Annotated in this window: 24 protein-coding genes; 12 read left to right on the top strand and 12 right to left on the bottom strand. The window is 68.8% G+C overall.

Annotated elements, in window-relative coordinates:
* Nucleotides 1-6 precede the first annotated feature (6 nt).
* The gene (locus tag ACWIDZ_RS04855; RefSeq protein ID WP_291779772.1) at nucleotides 7-573 is read right to left on the bottom strand and encodes a DUF3035 domain-containing protein; all 567 of its coding nucleotides are present in this window, start codon (nucleotides 571-573) and stop codon (nucleotides 7-9) included.
* Nucleotides 574-640: 67 nt separating this feature from the next.
* Nucleotides 641-1,168, bottom strand: a complete 528-nt coding sequence (lspA, locus tag ACWIDZ_RS04850; protein WP_453989003.1) for a signal peptidase II — start codon at nucleotides 1,166-1,168, stop codon at nucleotides 641-643.
* 107 nt (nucleotides 1,169-1,275) lie between these two features.
* Between lspA and ACWIDZ_RS04845 the strand changes: the two genes are divergently transcribed.
* The 3 genes from ACWIDZ_RS04845 to ACWIDZ_RS04835 are packed head-to-tail and all read left to right on the top strand — an operon-like array spanning nucleotide 1,276 to nucleotide 3,591.
* Nucleotides 1,276-2,145, top strand: a complete 870-nt coding sequence (locus ACWIDZ_RS04845) for a TIGR01459 family HAD-type hydrolase (RefSeq protein WP_343828600.1) — start codon at nucleotides 1,276-1,278, stop codon at nucleotides 2,143-2,145.
* Between the two features lie 39 nt (nucleotides 2,146-2,184).
* Nucleotides 2,185-2,646 (top strand): MaoC family dehydratase, encoded by a 462-nt coding sequence (locus tag ACWIDZ_RS04840; RefSeq protein ID WP_291779782.1) that lies wholly within the window; start codon nucleotides 2,185-2,187, stop codon nucleotides 2,644-2,646.
* A 12-nt stretch (nucleotides 2,647-2,658) separates the two neighbouring features.
* Nucleotides 2,659-3,591: a bifunctional riboflavin kinase/FAD synthetase gene (locus tag ACWIDZ_RS04835; protein ID WP_453989001.1), complete on the top strand. Its 933-nt coding sequence runs from the start codon at nucleotides 2,659-2,661 to the stop codon at nucleotides 3,589-3,591.
* A 33-nt stretch (nucleotides 3,592-3,624) separates the two neighbouring features.
* On the opposite strand, the gene ACWIDZ_RS04830 is transcribed toward ACWIDZ_RS04835, so the two are convergent.
* Nucleotides 3,625-4,191, bottom strand: coding sequence for a DUF3828 domain-containing protein (locus tag ACWIDZ_RS04830; RefSeq protein ID WP_453989000.1), 567 nt, complete (start codon nucleotides 4,189-4,191; stop codon nucleotides 3,625-3,627).
* Nucleotides 4,192-4,477: 286 nt separating this feature from the next.
* Between ACWIDZ_RS04830 and ileS the strand changes: the two genes are divergently transcribed.
* Nucleotides 4,478-7,498 (top strand): isoleucine--tRNA ligase, encoded by a 3,021-nt coding sequence (ileS, locus tag ACWIDZ_RS04825; RefSeq protein WP_453988999.1) that lies wholly within the window; start codon nucleotides 4,478-4,480, stop codon nucleotides 7,496-7,498.
* Between the two features lie 214 nt (nucleotides 7,499-7,712).
* Here ileS and ACWIDZ_RS04820 read toward each other — a convergent pair whose 3' ends face one another.
* Both ACWIDZ_RS04820 and tipF read right to left on the bottom strand, forming a co-directional pair.
* Nucleotides 7,713-8,402, bottom strand: a complete 690-nt coding sequence (locus tag ACWIDZ_RS04820; RefSeq protein WP_453988998.1) for a 2OG-Fe(II) oxygenase — start codon at nucleotides 8,400-8,402, stop codon at nucleotides 7,713-7,715.
* A gap of 54 nt (nucleotides 8,403-8,456) precedes the next feature.
* Entirely contained in the window at nucleotides 8,457-9,725 is a 1,269-nt protein-coding gene (gene tipF / locus ACWIDZ_RS04815) for a flagella assembly cyclic-di-GMP phosphodiesterase TipF (protein ID WP_453988997.1), read from the bottom strand.
* A 109-nt stretch (nucleotides 9,726-9,834) separates the two neighbouring features.
* Here tipF and ACWIDZ_RS04810 point away from each other — a divergent pair, with 109 nt between their 5' ends.
* Nucleotides 9,835-10,605 carry an SDR family NAD(P)-dependent oxidoreductase gene (locus tag ACWIDZ_RS04810; RefSeq protein ID WP_453988996.1) on the top strand — a complete coding sequence of 257 codons (771 nt, stop codon included), beginning with the start codon at nucleotides 9,835-9,837 and terminating at the stop codon, nucleotides 10,603-10,605.
* On the top strand, nucleotides 10,595-11,527 hold the full coding sequence (locus tag ACWIDZ_RS04805; RefSeq protein WP_453988994.1) for a lysophospholipid acyltransferase family protein: 933 nt from the start codon (nucleotides 10,595-10,597) through the stop codon (nucleotides 11,525-11,527). Before ACWIDZ_RS04810 ends, ACWIDZ_RS04805 begins: the two co-directional genes overlap by 11 nt.
* Here the strand turns inward: ACWIDZ_RS04805 and ACWIDZ_RS04800 are convergent.
* Together ACWIDZ_RS04800 and ACWIDZ_RS04795 are read right to left on the bottom strand one after the other, a co-directional pair.
* Nucleotides 11,524-12,021, bottom strand: coding sequence for a response regulator (locus tag ACWIDZ_RS04800; RefSeq protein ID WP_453988992.1), 498 nt, complete (start codon nucleotides 12,019-12,021; stop codon nucleotides 11,524-11,526). The genes ACWIDZ_RS04805 and ACWIDZ_RS04800 overlap by 4 nt on opposite strands.
* 58 nt (nucleotides 12,022-12,079) lie before the next feature.
* Complete coding sequence (locus ACWIDZ_RS04795) at nucleotides 12,080-12,301, bottom strand: DUF2093 domain-containing protein (protein WP_123154994.1); 222 nt, start codon at nucleotides 12,299-12,301, stop codon at nucleotides 12,080-12,082.
* A gap of 86 nt (nucleotides 12,302-12,387) precedes the next feature.
* Between ACWIDZ_RS04795 and ACWIDZ_RS04790 the strand changes: the two genes are divergently transcribed.
* On the top strand, nucleotides 12,388-13,563 hold the full coding sequence (locus ACWIDZ_RS04790) for a DmpA family aminopeptidase (protein WP_453988990.1): 1,176 nt from the start codon (nucleotides 12,388-12,390) through the stop codon (nucleotides 13,561-13,563).
* 160 nt (nucleotides 13,564-13,723) lie between these two features.
* Here ACWIDZ_RS04790 and xseA read toward each other — a convergent pair whose 3' ends face one another.
* Nucleotides 13,724-15,193, bottom strand: coding sequence for an exodeoxyribonuclease VII large subunit (gene xseA, locus ACWIDZ_RS04785; RefSeq protein ID WP_453988988.1), 1,470 nt, complete (start codon nucleotides 15,191-15,193; stop codon nucleotides 13,724-13,726).
* A gap of 146 nt (nucleotides 15,194-15,339) precedes the next feature.
* Here xseA and ACWIDZ_RS04780 point away from each other — a divergent pair, with 146 nt between their 5' ends.
* The 3 genes from ACWIDZ_RS04780 (at nucleotide 15,340) to purD (ending at nucleotide 17,271) form a co-directional block, all read left to right on the top strand.
* The gene (locus ACWIDZ_RS04780) at nucleotides 15,340-15,483 is read left to right on the top strand and encodes a hypothetical protein (RefSeq protein ID WP_291779819.1); all 144 of its coding nucleotides are present in this window, start codon (nucleotides 15,340-15,342) and stop codon (nucleotides 15,481-15,483) included.
* 15 nt (nucleotides 15,484-15,498) lie between these two features.
* Complete coding sequence (locus ACWIDZ_RS04775; RefSeq protein ID WP_453988987.1) at nucleotides 15,499-15,921, top strand: PRC-barrel domain-containing protein; 423 nt, start codon at nucleotides 15,499-15,501, stop codon at nucleotides 15,919-15,921.
* Nucleotides 15,922-15,993: 72 nt separating this feature from the next.
* On the top strand, nucleotides 15,994-17,271 hold the full coding sequence (gene purD / locus ACWIDZ_RS04770; protein ID WP_453988986.1) for a phosphoribosylamine--glycine ligase: 1,278 nt from the start codon (nucleotides 15,994-15,996) through the stop codon (nucleotides 17,269-17,271).
* A gap of 16 nt (nucleotides 17,272-17,287) precedes the next feature.
* Here purD and ACWIDZ_RS04765 read toward each other — a convergent pair whose 3' ends face one another.
* A complete protein-coding gene (locus ACWIDZ_RS04765) occupies nucleotides 17,288-17,986 on the bottom strand; it encodes a murein L,D-transpeptidase catalytic domain-containing protein (RefSeq protein WP_346484727.1) in 699 nt (232 codons plus the stop codon).
* A 127-nt stretch (nucleotides 17,987-18,113) separates the two neighbouring features.
* Between ACWIDZ_RS04765 and ACWIDZ_RS04760 the strand changes: the two genes are divergently transcribed.
* Nucleotides 18,114-19,430, top strand: coding sequence for a metal-dependent hydrolase family protein (locus ACWIDZ_RS04760; protein WP_312220385.1), 1,317 nt, complete (start codon nucleotides 18,114-18,116; stop codon nucleotides 19,428-19,430).
* A 27-nt stretch (nucleotides 19,431-19,457) separates the two neighbouring features.
* Here ACWIDZ_RS04760 and ACWIDZ_RS04755 read toward each other — a convergent pair whose 3' ends face one another.
* Nucleotides 19,458-19,910 carry a DUF983 domain-containing protein gene (locus tag ACWIDZ_RS04755; RefSeq protein ID WP_312220387.1) on the bottom strand — a complete coding sequence of 151 codons (453 nt, stop codon included), beginning with the start codon at nucleotides 19,908-19,910 and terminating at the stop codon, nucleotides 19,458-19,460.
* 158 nt (nucleotides 19,911-20,068) lie between these two features.
* On the opposite strand from ACWIDZ_RS04755, the gene ACWIDZ_RS04750 reads away from it, so the two are divergent.
* Nucleotides 20,069-22,900: a hypothetical protein gene (locus ACWIDZ_RS04750; protein ID WP_453988985.1), complete on the top strand. Its 2,832-nt coding sequence runs from the start codon at nucleotides 20,069-20,071 to the stop codon at nucleotides 22,898-22,900.
* 74 nt (nucleotides 22,901-22,974) lie between these two features.
* Here ACWIDZ_RS04750 and ACWIDZ_RS04745 read toward each other — a convergent pair whose 3' ends face one another.
* Together ACWIDZ_RS04745 and fliP are read right to left on the bottom strand one after the other, a co-directional pair.
* Nucleotides 22,975-23,253 carry an HU family DNA-binding protein gene (locus ACWIDZ_RS04745; protein WP_003165927.1) on the bottom strand — a complete coding sequence of 93 codons (279 nt, stop codon included), beginning with the start codon at nucleotides 23,251-23,253 and terminating at the stop codon, nucleotides 22,975-22,977.
* Between the two features lie 122 nt (nucleotides 23,254-23,375).
* Nucleotides 23,376-24,200 (bottom strand): flagellar type III secretion system pore protein FliP, encoded by an 825-nt coding sequence (fliP, locus tag ACWIDZ_RS04740; protein ID WP_453988984.1) that lies wholly within the window; start codon nucleotides 24,198-24,200, stop codon nucleotides 23,376-23,378.
* Between the last annotated feature and the right edge of the window lie 100 nt (nucleotides 24,201-24,300).

The following is a 24,300-nucleotide window of genomic DNA, read 5'->3' as shown; positions in this document are numbered from 1 at the left end:
CTGCTCCTAGAGACCCGGCAGCTTGAACCGGCTGTCGCGACGCGGCGCGATGGTGATGCCTTCGCGGCCGCCGGTCAGAGCTTCCAGGCGGGCGTGCTCGCTGGAGGCGTCAATCGTCTTGGCGCCTTCCGAGGTCTGGCTGACCGTCGCGGCCTGACTGGCCGGATCGTCCTTGCGCCAGAACATGATGCGGTTGGCCCAGCTTTCTTCCTTGTGCGCCAGGCCGCCGAACTCGTCGTCGACGACGTAGCGGGCCAGGGGGTCGGCGCGGTCGGCGCCGGCCTCGGCGGCCAGGACCTGTTCGCCGGGGGTGCGGGTCACCGCCTGGCGCTGGCCCAGCAGAATCTGACGGGCGGCGCTTTCGGGCGCCAGCTCCTGCGGACGCGGGGCTCCGGGCGAAGGCGGGGTCAGGCCGTATTCCGGCGGCACCACCAGGGGGGCGCTGGCCACGGTGACGAATTCGTCCGGCACGACCTTGGTCAGGCCGATGCTCTGCTTCATCGATCCGCAGGCGCTCAGGCTGAGGGCCGCGCCGGCGGCCAGGGTCACGATCAGGACGGGACGGTTACGCATGGGTCGTTCGGCTCCGGGAGGCGCGCCGCACGGGCGCAGGCTCGGGTCGATAGTTAAGGGGGTGTGATTACGACTTTTCGTGGGCCGCGCCAACTGTCGAACGGCGCTCGGACAGGAAGCTGTCCAGGATCAGCAGCACGACGCCGACGGTGATGCCGCTGTCGGCGATGTTGAAGATCCAGGGAAACAGGCCTGTGCCGGAAAAGTCGAGAAAGTCGACCACGCCGCCGAAACGGATGCGGTCGACGACGTTGCCGACGGCGCCGCCCATGACCAGACCGATGGCGGCGATCAGCAGGCGGCGATCGGCCCGCGTCGCCCACCAGGCCAGCAGCCCGGCCACGACGACGGAGAAGACGCTCAGGATCCAACGCCCCGCGCCGCCGCCGAACAGGCCGAAGCTGACCCCGGTATTCAGCACATAGGTCAGGTTGAACACCGGCGGCGCCACCTCGGCGATGCGATAGCCGTCGGGGATATTGGAGATATGGGCGGCGTCGATGGCCCCCAGCACCCAGGCCTTGGTCAGTTGGTCCAGGATGATGACGGCCAGGGCGATGCCGTAGGCGCCGAGCGCGAGACGGGAAATCTTCATGCCGAGCGAGTTAGCAGGAAGACGTTCGGCGGCGAAGAGGGAAAGCGAAGAGGCGCGGATCGTCGGCACGGCCTTTCCCCCCGGTTTTCCCTCGCTATAAGCAGGGCATGACCCTGCCTCATCCGCTGCCCCGCCTGTCCGCCGTCGCCGACGACTACGACATCCTGCTCTGCGACGTCTGGGGCGTGATCCACAACGGACGCGAAAGCTGGCCGGCGGCCTGCGAGGCCCTGACGAAGTTCAACGAGAAGGGCGGCCACGTCGTCCTGATCTCCAACTCGCCGCGCCCGTCGCCGGACGTGGTGGCGCAACTGGACGCCCTGGGCGTGCCGCGCAGCGCCTGGAAGGCCTTCGTCACCTCGGGCGACGCCACCCGCATGGAATTGGCGCGCCGCGCGCCGGGCCCGGCCTGGATCATCGGGCCGGATCGCGACTTCGTCCTCTATGAAGGCCTGGACCTGACCAGCGCCCACGATGCGGGCGACGCGGCCTTCATCTCCGTCACCGGCCCCTATGACGACACGACCGAGACGCCCGAGGACTATCGCGAGCGGCTGACGCCCGCCGTCGCGCGCGGGCTGGAGCTGATCTGCGCCAACCCCGACCGCATCGTCCAGCGCGGCGATTCCATCATCTACTGCGGCGGCGCCATCGCTGATCTCTATGAGTCGATGGGCGGCCGCGTGGTCATGGCGGGCAAGCCTTTCGCGCCCATCTACGCCCTGGCGCTGAAGGAGGCCGAGGGTCTGATGGGCCGCGCGGTCGATCGTTCGCGCGTCCTGTGCATCGGCGACGGCGTGGTCACGGATGTGCTGGGCGCCGCCGAGCAGGCGCTGGACTGTCTGTTCATCGCCCAGGGCATTCACGGCGACGCGGCCAAGGGCGCGGACGGGGCCCTCGATCCGGCCCGCGCGGCCGAACTGCTCCGTGCCGAGACGACCTTCGCCCGCTACGCCGCTCTGGAACTGACGTGGTGAGTCTCGCCATTTCGTCGCACCTGCCTTAAAGGGCCGCTCATGGTTGATCTGGTCCAAGCGCACCCGTCGGGCGGTTACATCCTCGACGAACTCCACGTCGGCATGGCCGCCGAGAAGACGGTTCACGTCACGGAGGAGCGGATTCGTCTGTTCGCCGAGGCCTCCGACGACTTCAATCCGGTGCATCTGGATGAGGCCTTCGCCGCCAAGACGGCCTATCGCGGCCGCATCGCCCACGGCCTGCTGTCGGCGGCCTTCGGCTCGGCGGTGGTGGGGACGATCCTGCCGGGGGCGGGCTCGATCTACATCTCCCAGACGCTGGCCTTCCACTTTCCGGTGCGGATCGGCGACACGGTGCGGATCGTCATCACCGTCATCGGCCTGGACCATGACAGCGCGCGCGGCGAGCTGCGCTGCGAAGGCTTTGTCGAGGACAAGCTGATCATGGACGGCGTGGCCGTCGTGCGCGTGCCGCGCCGCCGCAAGCCTTCGGCCCGCTGAAGGCCGCCTGAAGTGGTCGAGGTCATTCGCGACTGGCGCGGCCTGACGGACGCGCAGAAGGGGGCGGCCGTGGCCGTCGGCGCCTTCGACGGCGTGCATCGCGGCCATCAGGCGGTCATCGCTTCGGCGCGTGGGGCGGCCGAGCGCCTGGGCGTTCCCCTGGCCGTCGTCAGCTTCGACCCTCATCCGCGCCGCCTGTTTCAGCCCGAGGCCGCGCCCTTTCGTCTGATGACGCCGGACCAGATGGCCCGCGCCCTGGCGCTGCTGGGCGTCGATCGCCTGTACCTGCTGCCGTTCGATCGCGAGATGGCGGGCATGACGGACGAGGAATTCGCCCGCCGCGTCCTGTCCGAAGGCCTCGGGATCGTCCATGCCGCCGTCGGCTTCGACTTCACCTTCGGCAAGGGCCGCTCCGGCTCGCCCGCCTTGCTGCAGGCTTATGGCGAGACGCTGGGCTTCGGCGTCTCGGTCACCGACCGCATCGACGACGCCTCGGGCCTGAAGCTGTCGTCCAGCGCCGTGCGCGAGGCGTTGAAGGCCGGGGACATGGATCGCGCCGCCGCCATCCTGGGCCGCCCCTTCGCCATTCAGGGCGAGGTGATCCACGGCGACAAGCGCGGCCGCACCATCGGCACGCCCACCGCCAACATCGCTATGGGCGAGTATATGCGCCCGGCCTATGGGGTCTATGCGACCCGCACCCGCCTGCCCGACGGCCGGGTGGTCAAGGGCGTCGCCAACCTGGGCGTGCGCCCGATGTTCGAGATCGAAGAGCCGCTGCTGGAAGTCTGGCTGCTGGACTTCGACGAAAGCCTCTACGGCCAGGTTCTGGAGACCGAACTGATCGCCTTCCTGCGCGGCGAGATGAAGTTCGACGGCCTGGACGCGCTCAAGGTCCAGATCGACGCGGACGCAGAGGCGGCGAGGGCCGTGCTGGCTCTTTAGAGACCCTCTCCCATCAGGAGAGGGACTACTGGCTCAGCCCGGCGCCTTTTCGGCGATGGCCATCAGGTCGTCGTGCAGCGACTTGCCCTTGTCGTCGATGATGTCGGCGATGCGCCACATCGGGCCTTCCTTCAGCAGTTTCAGCGTCCGGCGCTGGTCCTCGCCGTGGTTGGTGAAGACGACGTCGGCCGTGGCCGCGCGCGGACCGTCCGGCGTCATCGTCACCGTTTTCAGCGCAAAGCCGTTGATGTCCTGACAGGCGCAGATCGGATCGTGGTCGAGGTAGGGGGCGCTGTTCGTGCGCTTGGCTTCGCGGTCGTCGACGCCGATCAGGGCGTTCATGGTTCGCGAATAGAGCGGATCGCGGCCGGGGGTGATCGTCGCCTCGGCCGGGTCGGGCCTCTCGCGCGGCTCGCTGACGCGGGCGTAGAGGGCGCGCACGAAGGCCTCGGCGTCCTTTTCGCCCGCGGCGTAGACGGCGGCGCGGCCGGTCAGGGCGGGGGCGGCCTTCTCTGCCGCCGCAGGCGTGCTCGTCGGTTCTGAGCAGGCGGCCGCCGTCAGGGCCAACGCCGCCGCCGTCGCCAAGGCTTGAACACGCATCGGATCCGTCTCCCCATCTGTTCGTCTGGACTATGGCGCAGGGGACGCCGGGTCTGCTAGAGCCTTCCCATCATGACCGTTCGCGTGATCCGTCCGATTTCGATTAGCCGCCCGGCGTAGCGCTGCAGGGCTGACAGCCCCGCGCACGTCGGGATTTCTCGAAACATTCCGCCGAGACGACGCCGCCTTGAAGCATCAGGGCATGGGCCGTCCGGCGCCTTCACGCTAGACTGACGCCCGACGCCGCTTCCAAGCGGCCGCGCGCGACAAGACGAAAAGACATTCCATGGCCGACGCCGACACCCAGACCCCTTCCGGCCGCGACTATCGCGACACCGTCTTCCTGCCCGAGACGCCGTTCCCGATGCGTGGCGGCCTGCCCAAGAAGGAGCCGGAAATCCTGGAGCAGTGGGGCGACCTTTATGGCCGCCTGCGCGCCATCCGTCAGGAGCAGAAGGCGCCGCTGTACGTGCTGCACGACGGCCCGCCCTACGCCAACGGCGACATCCACATCGGCCACGCCCTGAACAAGACGCTGAAGGACTTCGTGGTCCGCTCGCGCTTCCTGCTGGGTTACGACGTCGACTATGTGCCGGGCTGGGACTGCCACGGCCTGCCGATCGAGTGGAAGATCGAGGAGCAGTTCCGCGCCAAGGGCCGCCGCAAGGACGAGGTCTCCAAGGAAGAGTTCCGCACCGCCTGCCGTGAATACGCCGGCAAATACATCGACCTGCAGCGCGACCAGTTCCTTCGCCTTGGCATCACCGGCGACTTCGCCAATCGCTACGCCACCATGGACTTCACGTCCGAGGCGGCCATCGTCGCGGAGTTCCACAAGTTCAAGAACTCGGGCCAGCTGTATCGCGGCTCCAAGCCGGTGATGTGGTCGCCGGTCGAGCGCACGGCCCTGGCCGACGCCGAGGTCGAGTATCACGACCATGTCTCGCCTACGATCTGGGTCAAGTTCCCGGTGGTCGGCGCGACCGACAGCCACCCGGACGACCTGCTGGCCTTCCGCACGGCCACGCCCTCGATCGTAATCTGGACCACGACGCCGTGGACCATCCCGGCCAACCGGGCGATCTCTTACGGCCCCGAAATCAACTACGGCTTGTATGAGGTCACGGCCCTGGAGGAAGGGCTGGACTATGAGCCCTGGGCCAAGCCGGGCGACCGCTTCATCCTCGCCGACAAGCTGGCCGAGGATGTATTCAAGGCCGCCAAGATCGCCGCCTGGACGCGCGTCTATGACATCGACCCGTCGGGCCTGGAATGCGCCCACCCGTTGGCGGCGCTGGACAGCGGCTACGGCTTCTCCGTGCCGCTGCTGGCGGGCGACCACGTCACCGACGACGCCGGGACCGGCTTCGTCCACACGGCGCCGGGCCACGGCGCGGACGACTTTGCGGTCTGGCTGGCCCACGGTCATCGCGAGGTGCCGGACACGGTCGATCCCGACGGCGCCTACTACGACCACGTCCCCCTGTTCGCCGGCCTCAAGGTGCTGGAGACCGAAGGCAAGAAGACCGGCAAGTTCGGTCCCGCCAACGGCGCGGTGATGGAAAAGCTGATCGAGGCCGGCAATTTGCTGGCGCGCGGCCGGATGGAGCATTCCTATCCGCATTCGTGGCGCTCGAAGGCGCCCATCATCTTCCGCAACACCCCGCAGTGGTTCATCCGCATGGATGAGGAACTGGAAGACGGCGCGACCCTGCGCGACCGCGCCCTGAACGCCATCGACGCCACCGCCTTCCACCCGGCGGCGGGCAAGAACCGCATCCGCTCCATGGTCGAGGGCCGCCCCGACTGGCTGATCAGCCGTCAGCGCGCCTGGGGCACGCCGCTGGCCATGTTCGTCGACAAGCAGACCGGCCAGCCCCTGCACGACCCCGAGGTCGACGCCCGCATCGTCAAGGCCGTGGCCGAGGGCGGCGCCGACGTCTGGTTCTCGGCGCCCGACGCCGACTTCCTGGGCGCGCACGATCCCGAGCGGTTCGAGAAGGTCACGGACATCCTCGACGTCTGGTTCGACAGCGGCTCGACCCACGCCTTCACCCTGGACCCGCGTACGGCCGAGAGCGGCTATACGGGCGATCGCCCGTCGCACTGGCCCGCCGACCTCTATCTGGAAGGCTCGGACCAGCACCGCGGCTGGTTCCAGTCGTCGCTGCTGGAAGGCTGCGGCACGCGCGGCCGGGCGCCGTTCAAGGCGGTCCTGACCCACGGCTTCACCCTGGACGAGAACGGGGAGAAGATGTCGAAGTCGCGGGGCAACACCACCGACCCCCTGACCATCATCAAGGAGTCGGGCGCCGACATCCTGCGTCTGTGGGTGGCTCTGGTCGACTATTCGGATGACCAGCGCATCGGCAAACAGATTCTGCAGACCACGGTCGACGCCTATCGCAAGCTGCGCAACACCGTCCGCTATCTGCTGGGCGCGCTGAACGGCTTCGACGAGGCCGAGCGCCTGACCGACTACGACCAGTTCCCGCCGCTGGAGAAATTCATCCTGCATCGCCTGTGGGAGCTGGACGCCCAGGTGCGTCAGGCCTACGCCGAATACCGCTTCCAGGACGTGGTGCGGCCGGTGCTGGAGTTCTGCTCGGGTGACCTGTCGGCGCTGTATTTCGACGTGCGCAAGGACAGCCTGTATTGCGACCGTCCCGACAGCATCAAGCGCCGCGCCGTGCGCACGGTGATGGACGAGGTGTTCAGCCGCCTGACCGCCTGGCTGGCCCCGCTGACGCCCTTCACCATGGATGAGGCGTGGACGACGCGCTTCCCTGAAGCTGGCACCAACTGCGCGCGGGTGATCCCCGAGACGCCGGGCCAGTGGGAAAACGCGGCCGAGGCGGCGCGCTGGGCGAGGGTCTCTGAGGTCATCGACTGCGTCAACACCGCATTGGAAAACGCCCGAACCAAGCGGGAGATCGGTGGCGCGCTTGACGCCTTGGTTGAGGTAACCACCTCTGACGACCACCGCGAGGCCTTTAAAGGTCTTGATGCGGCAGAAGTGTTCCGAACCAGCTTAGCTACTTTCGAACGGGAAACCGCAGTCTCAAGCCTGGACGTACCGGTAGAGACCAATGAGCAACTTCAACAACGGATCGATGAGCAGGCTCGCGGCTTAGTTTATGATCATCACACTGCGGTAGCCTTCGTGCACATCGTTCCACTGACCGATAAGCCCAAGTGCGCCCGCTCTTGGCGCCGTGTGCCGGACGTCGGCTCCGACGCCGACTACCCCGAGTTGTCGGCCCGCGACGCTGACGCCGTGCGGTGGCTGGACGCGCGCAAGGCGTAAAAGAGATCAGGCCCCTCCGTTCGCCGGAGGGGTCTTTTTCTTCCTTCTCCCCTTGTGGGAGAAGGTGGCAGGCGAAGCCTGACGGATGAGGGGGGCGTGCGCCGTGATCCGCGTGGCTGTCGCGGCGTCTAAACCGCCAGAACGTCAAACGTCGCGCCGGCACCCCTCATCCGAGCGCCTTCGGCGCCCACCTTCTCCCACAAGGGGAGAAGGGTCAGGCGGCATCATGAAAGATCAGGCCCAGCGTCATCCTTCTGCCCGCGCGCACCGTGCTGACGCCGTGGCGCATCTGGACACGGTAGTCGCCGCGCGTTCCGGCGACGGGTCGTTCTCTCACGGCGAAGATGACCGCCTGTCCCTGTTTCAGCGGCGCGACATGGGCCTGTGACTGCGAGCGGGGCTTTTGCTCGACCAGCACGAACTCGCCGCCCTCGAACTCGGACGGGTCGCTCAGCAGGATGGCGGCCTGCAGCGGGAAGACCAGTTCGCCGTACAGATCCTGATGCAGCCGATTGTAGTCGCCGGGACCGTAACGCAGCATCAGCGAGGTCGGTCGCGTCTGGCCCGCGGCGCGACAGCGGGCGGTCAGTTCGTCCAATTGCCCCGGAAAGCCCGGCCGTCCCAGCCGCGCCGCCCAGTCGTTGGCGATCGGCGCCAGCCCCTCGTAAAGCCGCGCGCGCAGCCGGGGCAGGGGACCGGGCAGGGGATCGGCGAAATACTGATACTCGCCCTGACCGAAGCCGTGGCGCTGCATGACGATGCGGCTGCGGAATCGCTCCGGCTGTTCATAGAGGGTTTGCAGGGCGGCGCAGATTGCGGGCGTCAGTAGCGGGCCGGTCACGGCCCAGCCCTGGGCGTTCAGGTCGGCGGCGATGCGGGGCCAGTCGAGGGCGGCGTCGGTCATGCCTCTATCAGACTGCGTAGCGGCCCGTTTGTCTGGCGGCTTTCGGCCGTGGGCCTAGAGCCGCACCCGCTGCTCAGCCGATTTCAGCGTCGAGCGGACGAAGTCGGCGGGAGGGTCGGTTTCGGCCAGGACGGCTTCCTTGATGGCGCGCGGCTCGCCGAACAGGTGGCCCTGGCCCATTGCGACGTCCAGTTCGAGGATGTCGACGACCTGTTTCTCGCTCTCGACCTTTTCGGCGATCAGTTCGAGGCCGTGGCGACGGGTCAGGGGGGCGAAGTCCCCGGCGCGGATGTCCGGCTGGCTGGGTAGTGGGGCGGCGCCGTCCAGGTCCAGCAGTTGTTCGATCAGCAGGTCGGCCGCCACCTTGATGAAGCGCACGTCCGAGCGTTGCAGGTCGGCGAAGTCCAGGTCCAGCGTCTGCACCTTGTCGATGGAGAAGCGGAAGCCCAGGTCGGCCAGCTTGGCCATGTTGCGCGCCTCGACGGCGCCGCGCGCGTCGAAGGTCGCCTGACCCAGTTCGAAGATCAGGGCGTCCTTCAGATCGCGGTTCTGGCTCAGGAAGTCGAGGAACTGGGGGAAGAAGGTCTCGTCGCCCAGAGACGCCAGCGAGATGTTGCAGAAGACCCCAACCTTGCGGTCCTGCCCGGCCAGACGGCGCACGATCTGGGCGCAGCGGAACAACAGCAGGTTGTCGATGGCCGGCAGCAGGCCCTCGCCCTCGGCCACCGACAGGTATTCGGCGGGCATCATCACCCGGTTCGACGGATCGCGCAGGCGGGTGAAGCTTTCGTAGAAGACTGTCCGCCGCTGCGGCAGGGTCACGACCGGCTGCAGATACAGGTCGACGCGGTTCTCGCTGAGGGCGTCGTGGACGGTCTTCAGCAGGGTGTTCGACTGGACCTGACGACGGCCCTCGAAGGTGTCGGCGGTCAGGGTGGAGGCGGCCAGCCGTTCTTCGATGGATTCGCTCATCTGCTGGACCAGACCTTCCAGCATCCGCACCTCGCCGGTCAGGGCGTCGGTGCGCGACAGGGCGCCGCTCTCGATGGCCTGGGCCAGTTCGGTCAGGGCGCCTTGCGTCGACTCCATCGCATCGGCCAGCAGGCGGTGGGCCTCGCGCACCTTGCCGATCTCCAGACGCAGGGCGCGGCGGTCGGCCAGGCCGGTGACGAGGGCGTGGACGCCGGCCATGATCCCCAGCGCGCCCAGCACCCCGGCCGAGCCTGCGCCGCCGCCCAGACCGGCGCGCCAGATCGCCGCCCCGATGGTCAGGGCGAGGAACAGGTAGCCGAAGAAGAGGAAGCCGCCGGTGATCTTTCGCATGGGGCCGGTCAGAACCGCCTTTCCCTATAGAATCGATCAAGTATCACGTTAACGAAGGCTAACGGCTAGGGGCCGCGCGGATAAACGGGCGGTAAAAGGAGGTTAACGCATGGAATTGTTCGATCTGAGCGGCAAGGTCGCCATCATCACCGGCTCTTCCAAGGGCATCGGCAAGGCGATCGCCGAGCGTCTGGCCGAGCACGGCGCCCGCGTCGTCATCTCCTCGCGCAAGGCCGGGCCGTGCGAAGAGGTCGCCGTCGCCATCAATGACAAGCACGGCGAGGGCCGCGCCATCGCCGTTCCCGCCAACATCGCCTCCAAGGAAGACCTGCAGCGGCTGGTGGACGATACCCGCACCGCCTTCGGTCAGATCGACATTCTGGTCTGCAACGCCGCGACCAATCCCTACGCCGGGCCGATGGCCGGCATCAGCGACGAGCAGTTCGAAAAGATCCTTCAGAACAACGTCATCTCCAATCACTGGCTGATCCAGATGGTCGCGCCGGAGATGGTGGAGCGGAAAGACGGAGCGATCCTGCTCATCTCCTCCATCGGCGGGCTGCGCGGCAACGCCCTGATCGGCGCCTACAACATCTCCAAGGCGGCGGACATGCAGCTGGCGCGCAATCTGGCGGTCGAATACGGGCCGTCGAACGTGCGGGTGAACTGCATCGCGCCGGGCCTGGTCCAGACCGATTTCGCCCGCTACCTGTGGGAGAACCCCGAGCTGCTGAAGACCGTCACCGACCCCGCGCCGCTGAAAAGGATCGGCCAGCCGGATGAAATCGCGGGCACGGCGGTCTATCTGTGCAGCCCTGCGTCGGCCTATGTGACCGGCCAGACCCTGGTGGTGGACGGCGGACTGACGATTGCCTGGTGAGCGTGAAAACAAGGTCCCGTTTCTGCAGGACCTGAACTGGCGGCTGGAGGCGGCTGCCTTTCAGGGCCTGTTCGGCTTCCTGCGCCTGCTGGGCGTCGAGCGGGCCTCGGGCTTTGGCGGCAAGCTGCTGCGGACGCTGGGGCCGCTGACCGGCACGCACAGGACGGTGACGCGCAATCTGAGGATCGCCTTTCCCGACATGGACGCCGCCGAGCGCGACCGTCTGGCGGTGGAGCAATGGGAGCAGACGGGGCGCACCTTCGCCGAGCTGGCGGTGATGGATCGACTGACGCCGGAGAGCGGGCGGATCGACATCGTCGGGCTGGAGCGGCTTCACGCCGTGCGCGACAGCGGCCGTCCGGTCGTGCTGATCTCGGGCCATCTGGCCAATTTCGAGGTCATGGCGGCGGTCATCATGTCGGCGGGCGTGCCGTGTCAGGTGACCTATCGCGCGGCCAACAACCCCTATGTCGACGCCCTGATCCGCCAGAGCCGCGAGCGTTACGGCATCAAGCTGTTCGCGCCCAAGGGCGACGGCACGCGCGAGCTGATGGCGGGGATGAAGCGCGGCGAGTCCATCGCCCTGCTGGTCGATCAGAAATACAGTCAGGGGCCGGAGGTCGAGTTCTTCGGCCAGCCGGTCAACGCCTCGCCCGGCGCGGCGCGCATGGCGCTGAAGTTCGGCACGGTGATGCAGCCGCTGTCGGTGGTGCGCCTGCCCGGCGTACGTTTCCGCGTCACCGCGCACGAGCCGATCGCCGTGCCCGACACGGGCGACAAGGGGGCGGACGTGCTGGCGGGCGTCCAGGCGGCCAACCGCTTCGTCGAGGATCGGGTGCGCGAGCATCCGGTCGACTGGTTCTGGGTCCACAAGCGCTGGCCGCCTCAGGTCTATGAGGCGCTGCGGGCGCCGGAAACCTAATCCGCCACGCCGTCGTCGGCGCGGCGGAAGGGACCGGCGTAGCCTTCGGTTCGGGTGCGGCGACGATCCGGGCCGAAATAGCTGGGCGAACGCACGAACGGGCGGGGGCGCAGGATCACCGCTTCGAGACGCGTCAGCAGGGTCTGGGCCTTCACCGGCTTGGCCACGAATTCGGTGACGCCCGCATCGCGCGCCTCGGTCACGCGGCTCTTCTCGGAATGGCCGGTCATCATGATGACGGGCAGATAGGGATTGGGGCTGTCGGCCTGGTTGCGGACGGCGCGGGTGAAGGCCACCCCGTCCATCGGCTTCATGCGAAAGTCGACGATGGCGATGTCGACGGCCTCTCGACGCAACAGCTCCAACCCGTCGGCGCCGTCCTCGGCCTCGGTCAGGCGGCCGACGCCGACGGATTTGAGCATGGCGGCGACGATGGCGCGCATATTGGGATTGTCGTCGACCAGCAGGACGTGGATCGAACTCAGGGCGGACATCTCAGGACACCGGAAAACAGGAACGCCGGAGGCCGTCCGGCGCGACACGAGGATGGGCTCAGCGCCCGGCGGCCGCCAGATACTCGCCCGGCCCGGCGTAGGCCTCCTGCCGCTCCACTGACCAATAGCGCAGGGCCGTCAGGGGAATGGCGGCGCCGCTGACGGCGCAGCGCACGAAGGCGCCGGCCGACAGGACGGCGAATTCGCCGTCGCCGTAGTGCAGGCTGGCGGTCTGACCCGCCGCCTGGCCCGGGTCCTGGGGAGAGGATTGCGTGCTCATGAAGCCATCATAGCGTGAAGCCTGTGCGGGACGAGAGGCGAATCGCCGTCATCTGACCGCTTCTCGTTCATAAGTTCGGATGTTTCATGTCTCGATCGCCCGCCGACATCCTCGCCGCCGGCGTCTTCGCCGCCGTTCTGGCCGCCGCGCCCGGCGCGGTCGCTCAGGAGACGCAAGGCCAGCGCCCGACCATCCGCGAACTGGGCCGGGCGCCGGGCGTCCTGTCGCCGGGGCCGCTGAACGCCATCACCGACGTGGCCGGGGTGAAGGTCGGGCAGGTGACGCTGCGCTCGGGCGACAGCGTCCGCACCGGCGTCACCGCCATCGTGCCGCACGAGGGCTCTCTGTTCCGCGACAAGGTTCCGGCCGGGCTGTCGGTGGCCAACGGCTTCGGCAAGCTGGCGGGCGCGACCCAGATCCGGGAACTGGGCGAAATCGAGACGCCCATCGTCCTGACCAACACCCTGTCGGTGGCGCGGGGTATCGACGGCGTTCTGGACTGGACGCTGAAGCAGCCGGGGCATGAGGATATCCGTTCGGTCAACGCCGTGGTGGGCGAGACCAACGACGGCGGGCTGAACGACATCCGCGCCCGCGTCGTCACCGCCGCCGACGTGGTGCAAGCCATTGAGACGGCGACGTCGGGGCCGGTGGAGCAAGGCGCGGTCGGCGCCGGGACCGGGACCATCGCCTTCGGGTTCAAGGGCGGGATCGGCACCAGTTCGCGCAAGCTGCCCGACAGTCTGGGCGGCTTCACCGTCGGGGTGCTGGTTCAGTCGAACTTTGGCGGCGCATTGAGCATCGATGGGGCGCCGGTCGGGGTGCGGCTGGGCCGTTACTACCTGCGTGAAGAGGTGGAGAATGAGCGCGCCGACGGCTCCATCATGATCGTGGTCGCGACCGATGCGCCGCTGTCGGACCGCAATCTGGAGCGACTGGCGAACCGCGCCTTCGCCGGTCTGGCGCGGACAGGGGCGGCGTTCTCGAACGGGTCGGGAGACTATGCGATCGCGTTTTCGACGGCGGAGGGCGTGCGGCGCACGCCTGAGCGGCGGGCCGGGCAGGCGATGGTCGCGGATTGGCCCAACGATCGGATGTCGCCGCTGTTCGTCGCGGTCGCCGAGGCGACGGAGGAGGCCATCCTCAACTCCCTGCTGAAGGCGCAGACGACGACCTCGGTGATTGACGGCAGGGCGGTCACGGTCGAAGCGCTGGACATCGAGGCGGTGAAGGCTGTGTTGGAGGGGAGCGCAAGCCGTTAGGGCTCCGCCCCTCTAAGCCCGCTCATCCCGGCGGACGCCGAGATCCAGTGCTTTGGCCTCAACCTCAGCGCCTGAAACTTGGCATTAGGCTTCCGACGCTTGAGCGCGTTGCTCTCACTGGGTCCCTGCGTCCGCCGGGATGAGCGGAGTTTTCAGGGGGTCAGAACAGGTCGCCCTGACCCGCCGGCGCGGCCTTCGGGCGCGGGGCGGGCTTGGGCGCAGGGACAGAACGCGGCGCCGCCCCCTCGCCGTCGATGGTCGCGCCCTTGGCGCCGTCGCCGAAGACGATCCGCACCGTCTGCCCCGGCGACAGGGCGGCGGCCGAGGCGATCATGGCGCCCTCGGCGTCCTCGATGCGGGCGAAGCCGGGCTTGGGCCGCTTGGGGTCCAGCGTCGACAACGCCCGTGACAGGGCGGCCAGCCGGGTTTCGTCGCGGTCCAGCCGCCGCTTCATCGCCGGGCCGAAGCGGTCGGCATAGGCGGCCAGCCGGTCGCCGCGTCGCTCGATGGCGCGGTCCAGCAGTCCCCTGGACAGTCGCCCGGCGACGGCCGCCAACTGACGTTCATGCACGGCGACGTTGCGATGAAGCCCCGACCCTAAACGGCTGGCGGCGAGGTCCAGTCGTTGCTGCGGCAGGGCCAGCAGGTCTTCGGGCCGGGCGGGCAGGCCGCGCGCGGCGGCGCGCAGACGGGTGCGGCGATCCTCCAGCATCCGCGCCCCGGCGCGCGACAGGCGGCCTTCCAGATCGCTGAGCGCCCAGCGCAGGTCGGCCAGCACCGGGGTGGCGATTTCGGCCGCCCCGGTCGGGGTCGGCGCCCGGCGGTCCGACACGAAGTCGATCAAGGTGGTGTCGGTCTCGTGCCCGACGGCCGAGATGATGGGGATGCGGGCGGCCGCAACCGTGCGCGCCAGCCCTTCGTCGTTGAAGCACCACAGATCCTCGACCGAGCCGCCGCCGCGCGCGACGATCAGCAGGTCGGGGCGCGGGATCGGGCCGTCCGGCGTCATCCGGTCGAAGCCGCGGATCGCGTTCGACACCTGGCCGCAGGCTGCGTCGCCCTGAACCACCACCGGCCAGACGATGACGCGGCAGGGCCAGCGTTCGGCGATCCGGTGCAGGATGTCGCGGATCACGGCGCCGGTCGGGCTGGTGATGACGCCTATGGTCGCGGGGAAGGTCGGCAGGGCCTTCTTCTTCGCCGGGTCGAACAGGCCCTCGTCGCGCAGTTTGACCTTCAACCGCTCCAGCTGGGCCAGCAGGGCGCCTGCGCCCGCCGCTTCCATGCTCTCGATCACGATCTGATAGGAGGAGCGCGCCGGATAGGAGGTGATCTTGCCGGTGACGATGACCTCCAGCCCCGTCTCGGGCTGGACGCCCAGACCGCGCACCACGCCCTTCCAGATCACGCCGTCGATGGCCGATTTGTCGTCCTTCAGCGTCAGATAGACGTGGCCCGAGGCGTGGCGGTTCACCTTGGAGATTTCGCCGCGCAGCCGCACATGGCTGAAGCGTTCCTCCAGCGTGCGCTTCAGCGCGAAGCTCAGCTCCGAGATCGACAGCGGCGGATTGTTGTCGCGGGCGGGCTGCGGGGCCGCGCCCTCGAAGGCGTAGTCGTCGTCGGAGGTCATGGCGCGCACCCTAGCCGCAGCCGACGCCCCCGCAAAGACATCCGCCGATCCGCCGGGGCGCCGCGACAAGCGTGGCGGAACGGGCGCGTCCCCGCGCGCGTTCGCGAAACATGGTGCAGTCCCCAGACCCGCCCTCGGAGGAGGCCATGGCCGACGACGTACCGCCCGATCAGGCGCGCGAGCGCGATCTGGCGCGGCGCAGTCACAATCCGGCGCTCAGCCCGTGGCTGGTTCTGGGGCTGATTCTTCTGGCCGGCGTCGGCGTCTATGTGGTGTCGGCCGTGATCTAGAGACAGGAGGGTTTGATGATGAGGATTTTGCTCGCCGCCGCCTCGACAGCCGCCTTGCTGGCCGCCTGTTCGCAGGCGCCGTCCAGGCCGGACAGGACGCCCGAGGCCTCGCCCGACGCCGCTTCGGCGCCGAAAACGGCGACGACGCCTGCGGCCGCATCGGCTGGGGCCATGGCCCTGGGCCTGACCATCGCGCAACTGGAGGAGGCTGATCTCATCACGTCGGCCGGCGTCGATCTGGGCGATGTCCAGCGGGTTGACCTGGACGCATCGGGCGCGGTCACGGGCCTGATCATCGAGCCGGCAGGCGAGGGCGGGCCGCGTTGGGTGCGCATTCCGCTGGATGGTCTGACGCCACGAAAGGAAGGCGACGACTACGACCTGGTGTCGACCATGACGCTGGAGCAGTTGAAGGCCATGCCCGCCTGGATGCCTTGATTTCCATGATCCTGCGTCCGCTAACCGTTTCCGGCGCTTGACCGGGACGGCGCGCGCGGCCATTCCGCCCGGATGAACATTCTGCTCGTCGGATCGGGAGGGCGCGAACACGCCCTGGCCTGGAAGATCGCCCAGTCGCCGCTGGTGGAGCGGCTCGTCGTCGCGCCTGGTAATCCGGGCATGGCCAGGCTGGGCGAGATGCGGCCCGACCTGAAGGCGACCGACGCCGACGGCCTGGCGGCCCTGGCGCGCGAGATGAAGGCGGACCTAGTCGTCGTCGGTCCGGAATCGGCCCTGGCCGAGGGGCTGGCCGACCAGCTGCAGGCGGCGGGCATCCCCTGCTTCGGCCCGACCCAGGCGGCGGCGCAGCTGGAGACGTCCAAGGCCTTCTCAAAGGCCTTCCTGCAACGACACGGCATTCCGACGGCGGGCTATGGCGTCTATGAGGACGTCCCCTCGGCCAAGGCGGCGCTGGACCGGTATTCGGCCCCCTATGTCATCAAGGCCGACGGCCTGGCGGCGGGCAAGGGCGTGGCCATCAGCCCCGATCGCGCCGACGCCGAGGCCGAGATCGAGCGGATGCTGGGCGGCCGGTTCGGCGCGGCGGGATCGCGCGTGGTGATCGAGGAATTCATGGACGGGGAGGAGGGCTCCCTCTTCGCCCTGTCGGACGGGACGCGGGCCGTGCTGTTTGGCGGCGCCCAGGACCACAAGCGCGCCTTCGATGGCGATCTGGGTCCCAACACCGGCGGCATGGGCGCCTATTCGCCCGCGCCTGTCTTCACGGCCGACTTCACCCAGGCGGCCAACGACCGCGTCGTCGTCCCGACCATTCAGAAGATGGCCGAGGAAGGCACCCCTTATCGCGGCGTCCTCTATGTCGGCCTGATGGCGACGGCCGAAGGCCCCAAGGTGGTCGAGTTCAACGCCCGCTTCGGCGACCCGGAATGCCAGGTGCTGATGATGCGGTTCGACGGCGACGTCGTGCCGCTGCTGCTGGCCTGCGCGCGCGGCGACCTGACCCAGGCGCCGACGCCGGCGTTCAAGCCGGGCGTGGTGATCTGCGTGGTGCTGGCGGCCAAGGGTTATCCCGACAGTCCGCTGGAAGGCTCGGTCATTCGCGGCGCGGATCAGGACTTCGGCCCGCACGTCCAGGTCTTCCATGCGGGGACCAAGCTGCGCGACGACGGCGCCCTGGCGGCGGCGGGCGGTCGGGTGCTGAACGTCTGCGCCTATGGCGACGACGTGGCCCAGGCGCGCGAGCGCGCCTATGAGGCCATCGCCAAGATCGACTGGCCGGGCGGTTTCCACCGCACCGACATCGGCTGGCGGGCGCTGGAGCCGCGCTAAGCGGCTCCGCCGTGCTTTAGGTCATGGCGAACAGCAGCCGGCCTTCGCCCATGCGCTCGCGCAGGGGGATCAGGTCGGCGTGGGACACGGAGAAGCAGCCGTAGGACCGGCCCAGCTTGCCCTGGCGCGCCAGGAAGGCGGGGTCGGCGTAGTCGGCGCCGTGGATGATGATGGCCCGTTCGCGCGCCAGATTGTTGGAATACTCCAGCCCGTCCAACAGGACGTTCGGTCCCTGCTGGCTGCCCCAGCTGGCGCCCGCCGTGGCGTAGGCGCCGATGGAGGACATATGGCTGTCCGGGCGGTTGGAGAACTGCTGCGCATAGCCTGAATGCGCCGGGTCCGAGCCGCGCCCGTGGCTGGTGCGGTAGGCCGTGACCCAGCCGCCTTCCAGATCGACTTCGTAGAGCCGGTCCTCGCCCGAGAATTTCTGGAAATCGACCAGATACATCCGGTCGCGCTTCGAAATCTTGTGGCCGTGCACGTCCATGGCGGCGCGCGCGCGTTCGATCAGATCCTTGCGGACGACGCCGTGGGGATCGATCGTCGTCCCGACGTCCGCGATCTGGACAGCCGCCGGCGCTGCGCGATCCGGCAGGGTGGGAAGGTTTGGAGCCACGGCCCCGGCGAGCTGAAGGCTGGAGGTGGAAGCGGCGGAGGAGCACCCCGCCAACAGGGCCGATCCGCCCAGAATCAAGCCACGTCTGGAAAGCCGCATGCGACGCCCCTCGCACGGTTAAACAACTGTATCGGCTTGTTTCATGAACCGTCCTTGCAAAGCAACCTTGGCCTTGGCGGGAAGATTGGAACGGTTATGTTGCGCGCCTCAGTAACGGGAGGGATAAATGAAAAAGCTTGCCCTGATTGTGACCGCGGCCGTTCTGGCCGCGACCGGCGCCGAAGCGCGCCAAACCCCGGCGCCTGCGTCGGTTTCCGCTGAACAGCCGACGAAGTTCGTTCAAGTGGGGCGGCTTTTGGCCGATCCGGCCAGCGGTCGGGTCCTGCGTGATAAAACTCTCGTGATCAGAGGGAACCAAGTCGTCGAGATCCGCGACGGCTTCGTCGGCGAAGGGGACGTCGTCGATCTGCGCTCGGCCTTCGTCCTGCCCGGCCTGATCGACAGCCATGTCCATCTGACGGGCGAATCCAGCCCGACGTCCCGCCTGGACGGGGTGACTCAGTCCGACGCGACCCAGGCCATGGTCGGCGCCCGCTATGCCCGCCGCACCCTGAACGCGGGCTTCACCACCGTGGCCGATCTGGGCGCCAGCAACGAAGCCATCTTCGCCTTGCGCGACGCCATTCGGCTCGGCGACGTGCCGGGCCCCCGCATCATCGCGTCCGGCTCGGCCGTGTCCGTTCATGGCGGGCATGGCGACGTCAACGGCTATCGGGACGATATTCTGCACCTCCTGTCGCCCGAGAGCATCTGCTCGGGACCGGAAGACTGCCGCCGCGCCGTACGCATGCAGGTCCGCTCCGGCGCCGACATCATCAAGATCACCGCCACCGGCGGCGTCCTGTCCAACACGGCGGCGGGACTGGCGCAGCAGTTCACAGAGGATGAGCTGGCGTCGATCGTCGAGGTGGCCCACCGCATGGGCCGTCAGGTCACGGCGCACGCCCACGGCGTCGACGGCATCAACGCCTTCCTGAAGGCGGGCGGCGACTCCATCGAACACGGCACCTATCTGGACGATGCCTCCATTCAGCTGTTCAAACAGCATAACGCCTGGCTGGTGCCGACGCTGATGGCGGGGGATTTCGTCGCGCGCATCGCATCCAGTCCCGACAACTTCTTCACTCCGGCCCAGACGGCCAAGGCGCTGGAAGCCGGACCCAAGATGCTGGACATGGCCGCCCGCGCCCATCGCGGCGGGGTCAGGATCGCGTTCGGCACCGACACCGGCGTCTCGGCCCACGGCGACAACGCCCAGGAGTTCGCCCTGCTGGTCCGCGCAGGACTGACGCCGCTTGAGGCGATCCAGGCGGCCACTGTCGGCGCCGCCGAGCACCTGCGCATCCAGAACGAAGCCGGGCGCCTGGCGCCGGGGATGCCGGCCGACCTCGTTGCGGTCAGCGGCGATCCGCTGACGGACGTCACCGAACTGGAGCGCGTGCGCTTCGTGATGAAGGGCGGCCAGGTCTTCCGGGCCGACTGATCCGACTGCCTAGAAAGAGGTCGCCGCTCAGTCCTTGTCGCGGGCGGCGGCCTTGGCGGCGCGTTCAGCCTGACCGCGCCAGCCGTAGCCTTCGCCGTGCTTGCCGACGCTGACGAAGGTGGCTTCCTCGGCCTTGTGGAAATACTGCTCGGACACCATCCAGCCCTTGAAGGGCCGCAGCACCCACAGGCACATGGCCGCCAGGATCGGGAAGGTCACAAGGAAGTGGACCCAGACCGGCGGATGCAGGCTGAACTCGAAGATCATGAAGGCGATCATGCCGACGACGCCGACCGCGCACATGACGAAGAAGGCCGGGCCGTCGGCCGGATCGGCGAAGCTGTAGTCCAGCCCGCATTCAGGGCAGGATTCACGCAGGCTCAGGTAACCCTTGAAGACAGGGCCCTCGCCACAGCGCGGGCAGCGGGCGCGAAGGCCGGTCTTCAGCGGGCTGATCGGAGGATAGGCGGGATCGGACACGAAACGGTTCCTAGAAGAACGATGTCCATGATGTCGGCCGTTCGCCCTGGGGAAGCAAGCGGGTGTTTTGTCCTATCCGCGCGGATAGGCCCTGCAGGTCGGGCGAATTAGGCCCCGTTAACCGCGATTAAAGCCCTTCGCGCGAGCATGCGCGCGATATGTCCGGGGCCCCCGCCAAGAAGCGCGTTCTGCAGACGACCGTGGCGGCCGCCGCGGCGGGCGTGGTCGTCTTCGCGCCCCTGGCCCCGGCGCCGTCTCTGGCCCAGGCGGGCGCGCCGGTCGAGATCCGCATCGGCGCCAATGCGGGCTTCACCAAGATCGAATTCGCCGGGGTCGTGGGATCGCGCGCGCGGGTGCGCCAGGACGGCCGCACCGTCGTGGTCCGCATCGGCACGACCGCCGCCCCCGACGTCAGCCGCCTGCGCGTCGATCCGCCCAAGGGGTTGGAGAAGATCGAGACCCGCGCCGCCCAGGGGGCGACCGAACTGGTCCTGACCCTGGCCGAGGGCGCGGGCGCGACCAGCGGGACCGCCGACGGCGCTGTCTGGCTGAACCTCTATGCGCCGGGCGCGCGCGCCGACGGTTCGCGACCCTCGCCCGTGCCGATCGGCGGGGCCGTGCCGGTGGCGGCCGAGGTCAAGGACCAGCAGACGGTGATGCGTTTCGCCTGGAACGGGCCGGTCGGCGCCGCCGTCTTCCGGCGCGGCGAGGCGGTCTGGGCCGTCTTCGACCATGCCGTCCGCATGGAGATGAAGGGCGAGGGGCTGAACGGCGCCCGCTGGGCCGCCGGACCCGACTTCACCGCCGTGCGCATTCCTGTCGAGCCGGGCCAGGCCGTGGCCGCCCGCGCCGAAGGCTCGACCTGGGTCGTGACCATCGGCGGAACCGCGCCCTCGCCCAGCGGGGTGGACATCGCGCGCGATGATACGGTCAAGGCGTCGCTGACCGCTCGCATGGCCGGGGCGACCCGCACCGTCTGGCTGACCGATCCGATGATCGGCGACCGCTTCGCCGCCGTCACCGCCCTGGCCCCCGGCAAGGGACTGAAGACCGCACGCCGCACGGTGGACGCGGGCTTCCTGCCCACCGCCCACGGCCTGGCGATCGAGACGCCGACCGACGACCTGAGCGTCACGGCCGACGGCGACCTGGTGACCGTCACGCGCCCGCGCGGCCTGACCCTGTCCTCGCCAACGGCAGGGTTGGAGGCGGCGGTCGAGGGCGCCGACGCGCCGCGCGCCGCATCGCGCCCGGCCCTGATCCTGGCCGACTGGTCCGCCGATGCGGGCGAGGGCGGCTTCACCGCCCGTCACCGCGCCCTTCAGGACGCCGCCGAACGCGAGAGCGGCCGCGCCGTCGAAGATCCGCGCGCGCCCATCGAGGCGCGGCTGGCCTACGCCCGCTTCCTGGTCGGACACGGTCTGGGGTTCGAGGCGGTCGGGGTGCTGAACGCCCTGATCAAGCAGACGCCCGCCATGCAGGGCGTAGCCGAGGTGCGCGGCCTGCGCGGCGCCGCCCGCGCCTCCATCGGCCGTTTCGCCGAGGCCGAGGCCGACTTCTCGTCCGGCGCCCTGGCGGGCGATCCTTCGACCAAGGTCTGGCAGGGCTATATCGCCGCACAGCAGGGCGACTGGGCCAACGCCCGTCGGCTGTTCGCGGCCGGCGCAGGCGTGGTCGACGGCTTCGCCCCCGAATGGCGCGCCCGCTTCGGCGCCGCCCACGCCATGGCGGCGGTCGAGACCGGCGACGCTGACGCCGCACGCGAGCTGCTGGCCTATGTCTTCAGCCAACCGAACGTCTCGGCGCCTGACCAACTGACCGCCCGCCTGGTGCAGGCCCGGCTGTTCGAACTGGATCAGAACCCCGACCGCGCCCTGGCGATCTACAAGGCGGTGGCGCGCGCCCCGCTGGACGGCGTCGCCACGCCCGCGCGTCTGGGCGTCATCAAGCTGGAGATGGCCAGGGGGACGCTGAAGGCCGACGCGGCCGCCGCCCAGCTGGAGGCGCTGAAATGGCGCTGGCGCGGGGATGCGACCGAGCTGGCGGTGATCCGCACCCTGGGCGAGCTCTATCTGTCGCAGGGCCGCTATCGCGAGGCGCTGACCACGCTGAAGACGGCGGGGCCGAAGATCGTCACCCTGCCGGGCGGCGACCGGCTTCAGGCCGACCTCGACAACGCCTTCCGCGCCCTGTTCCTCGAAGGCGCGGCCGACGGCCTGCAGCCGGTGCAGGCGCTGGCCCTGTTCTTCGACTTCCGCGAACTGACGCCCGTCGGCGCCGACGGCGACGAGATGGTGCGGCGCCTGGCGCGGCGCCTGATCGACGTGGACCTGCTGGATCAGGCGGCGGAGCTGCTCAAATACCAGGCCGAGAACCGGCTGGACGGGGTGGCCAAGGCGCAGGTGTCGACCAATCTGGCCGCCGTCTATCTGATGAACCGCCAGCCGGAAGAGGCGCTGAAGGCCCTGTGGTCGTCGCGCACGACCCTGCTGCCCACGGCGATGAACCTGGAGCGCCGCGCGCTGGAGGCTCGCGCCCTGATGGAGCTGGGGCGCTACGACCACGCCCTCGAAGTGCTGGGCAAGGACGCCTCGCCCGCCGCGCGCGACGTGCGCGCCGACATCCTGTGGAAGCAGCAACAGTGGGGGGCGGCCGCCGCCCTCTACGAACAGCGCCTCGGCGATCGCTGGAAGGAGACGGCCGTGCCGCTCAGCGAGGTCGAGGAGACGCGCCTGATTCGCGCGGGCGCGGGCTATTCCCTGGCGCAGGACGCCGGCGCCCTGAGCCGCCTGTCGAAGAACTACGCCCGCTTCGCCGAGGGCGCGCGTTCGCCCGGCGCGATCCGGGTGGCGCTGGCGGGGCTGGATGGCGCCGACGGCTCGGGCCGCCCGCAGGATTTCTCCGCCCTCAGCGCCGGGGCCGACGCCTACGCCGGCTGGATCGCCCAGACCAAGGCCGAGTTCCGGGCCAGGACCGGCGCGGGCCAATAAAAAACCCCCCTCCCGGCGGGAGAGGGGTCTTTTGCGTCTATCCCCGCGAGGAGGATCGAACGCGCCTGAAAGGCTTAGCCGTTGACGGCGTCCTTCAGCGGCTTCGACACGCGGAAGCGCACGGCCTTCGAGGCCGGGATCTTGATCGTCGCGCCCGTGGCCGGGTTGCGGCCTTCGCGCTCGGCGCGCTCAGCCGTGTCGAACACGCCCAGGTTCGAGATGCGGACGTCGCCGCCCGACTTCAGGGACTTGTGGATGTTCTCGACAATGGCGGTCAGCACCTTGCCGGCGTCAGCTTGCGAAACGCCCGCGTCCTTGGCGACGGCGGCGATCAGTTCAGCTTGAGTGGTCATGAGGGTCGTTTCCCAATGGTGGTCGCCCGGAAAGAAGCGCCGGGCGAGGACCGGGGGATCAACGACGGTTTTTGCAGGCTTGGCAAGCCCGCATCGGCGCGAAGGCCTTGCAGGCTGGGGATTTATCCCGCGCCGGAGGCTCTCTGGAAGCTCTCGACAAGGCTCCCGGCGACCAGTCGCCACCCGTCCACCAGCACGAAGAAGATCAGCTTGAAGGGCAGGCTGACGACCACCGGCGGCAGCATCATCATACCCATGGACATGAGCACGCTGGCGACCACCAGATCGATCACAAGGAACGGAACAAAAAGAAGAAATCCGATCGTGAAGGCGGTCTTCAACTCGCTGATCATGAAGGCCGGCGTGACCACGCGCAGGGGCAGGTCCTGCACGTCCGCGGGGGGCTCCACACGCGACAGGCGAGTGAACAACGCCAGGTCGTCCGGCTTCACCTGGGCCAGCATGAAGGTTTTTACCGGTTCGGACGCCGCATCGAAGGCCTGAGGCAGCTCCATCTGCTGATCCATCAGGGGGCGGACCCCCGAATCATAGGCGTCCTGCCAGGTCGGAGCCATGACGATGGCGCTCAGAAACAGGGCCAGGGACACCAGGACGGCGTTCGGCGGCGACTGCTGCATCCCCAGCGCCGTGCGCAGCAGGGACAGCACCACGACGATTCGCACGAAACTGGTGGTCATGATGACGATGGACGGCGCCAGCGACAGGACCGTCATCAGCCCGACCAGTTGCACCACGCGCTGCGTCAGGCCCGCGCCGGTCCCCAGGTCGATACTGATGGCCGAACCGGTCTGCGCCGCTTCCTGCGCCAGCGCGCCCAGCGGCCAGATCAGGCACAGGGCGGTCGTGATCAGCGACAGCAGGGCCGCGCGTTTCAGTTCTGCGCGGGTCGGCGCGCCGAACAGTCCCTGTTTCTCCCTCCCCTTCATGGGGAGGGTGGTCGCGCAGCGACCGGGTGGGGAGGGCTTTATGCAACGCGCGGCGCTCGCCTTTGAGGTCGCCCCCACCCGGCCTCGCCCTGTCGGGCTC

It is taken from the genome of Brevundimonas sp. NPDC055311 (assembly GCF_053645695.1).
This window is presented reverse-complemented; position numbering and strand designations above follow the sequence as displayed.

Coding starts and splice junctions, on each gene's coding strand:
- ACWIDZ_RS04750 (WP_453988985.1), top strand. CDS start 20,069: ATGTCCGGGGCCCCCGCCAAGAAGCGCGTTCTGCAGACGACCGTGGCG.
- ACWIDZ_RS04790 (WP_453988990.1), top strand. CDS start 12,388: ATGTCTCGATCGCCCGCCGACATCCTCGCCGCCGGCGTCTTCGCCGCC.
- xseA (WP_453988988.1), bottom strand. CDS start 15,193: ATGACCTCCGACGACGACTACGCCTTCGAGGGCGCGGCCCCGCAGCCC.
- ACWIDZ_RS04765 (WP_346484727.1), bottom strand. CDS start 17,986: ATGCGGCTTTCCAGACGTGGCTTGATTCTGGGCGGATCGGCCCTGTTG.
- lspA (WP_453989003.1), bottom strand. CDS start 1,168: ATGAAGATTTCCCGTCTCGCGCTCGGCGCCTACGGCATCGCCCTGGCC.
- ACWIDZ_RS04845 (WP_343828600.1), top strand. CDS start 1,276: ATGACCCTGCCTCATCCGCTGCCCCGCCTGTCCGCCGTCGCCGACGAC.
- ACWIDZ_RS04795 (WP_123154994.1), bottom strand. CDS start 12,301: ATGAGCACGCAATCCTCTCCCCAGGACCCGGGCCAGGCGGCGGGTCAG.
- ACWIDZ_RS04830 (WP_453989000.1), bottom strand. CDS start 4,191: ATGCGTGTTCAAGCCTTGGCGACGGCGGCGGCGTTGGCCCTGACGGCG.
- ACWIDZ_RS04810 (WP_453988996.1), top strand. CDS start 9,835: ATGGAATTGTTCGATCTGAGCGGCAAGGTCGCCATCATCACCGGCTCT.
- ACWIDZ_RS04760 (WP_312220385.1), top strand. CDS start 18,114: ATGAAAAAGCTTGCCCTGATTGTGACCGCGGCCGTTCTGGCCGCGACC.
- ileS (WP_453988999.1), top strand. CDS start 4,478: ATGGCCGACGCCGACACCCAGACCCCTTCCGGCCGCGACTATCGCGAC.
- ACWIDZ_RS04775 (WP_453988987.1), top strand. CDS start 15,499: ATGATGAGGATTTTGCTCGCCGCCGCCTCGACAGCCGCCTTGCTGGCC.
- fliP (WP_453988984.1), bottom strand. CDS start 24,200: ATGAAGGGGAGGGAGAAACAGGGACTGTTCGGCGCGCCGACCCGCGCA.
- ACWIDZ_RS04820 (WP_453988998.1), bottom strand. CDS start 8,402: ATGACCGACGCCGCCCTCGACTGGCCCCGCATCGCCGCCGACCTGAAC.
- tipF (WP_453988997.1), bottom strand. CDS start 9,725: ATGCGAAAGATCACCGGCGGCTTCCTCTTCTTCGGCTACCTGTTCCTC.
- ACWIDZ_RS04855 (WP_291779772.1), bottom strand. CDS start 573: ATGCGTAACCGTCCCGTCCTGATCGTGACCCTGGCCGCCGGCGCGGCC.
- ACWIDZ_RS04840 (WP_291779782.1), top strand. CDS start 2,185: ATGGTTGATCTGGTCCAAGCGCACCCGTCGGGCGGTTACATCCTCGAC.
- ACWIDZ_RS04800 (WP_453988992.1), bottom strand. CDS start 12,021: ATGTCCGCCCTGAGTTCGATCCACGTCCTGCTGGTCGACGACAATCCC.
- purD (WP_453988986.1), top strand. CDS start 15,994: ATGAACATTCTGCTCGTCGGATCGGGAGGGCGCGAACACGCCCTGGCC.
- ACWIDZ_RS04780 (WP_291779819.1), top strand. CDS start 15,340: ATGGCCGACGACGTACCGCCCGATCAGGCGCGCGAGCGCGATCTGGCG.
- ACWIDZ_RS04745 (WP_003165927.1), bottom strand. CDS start 23,253: ATGACCACTCAAGCTGAACTGATCGCCGCCGTCGCCAAGGACGCGGGC.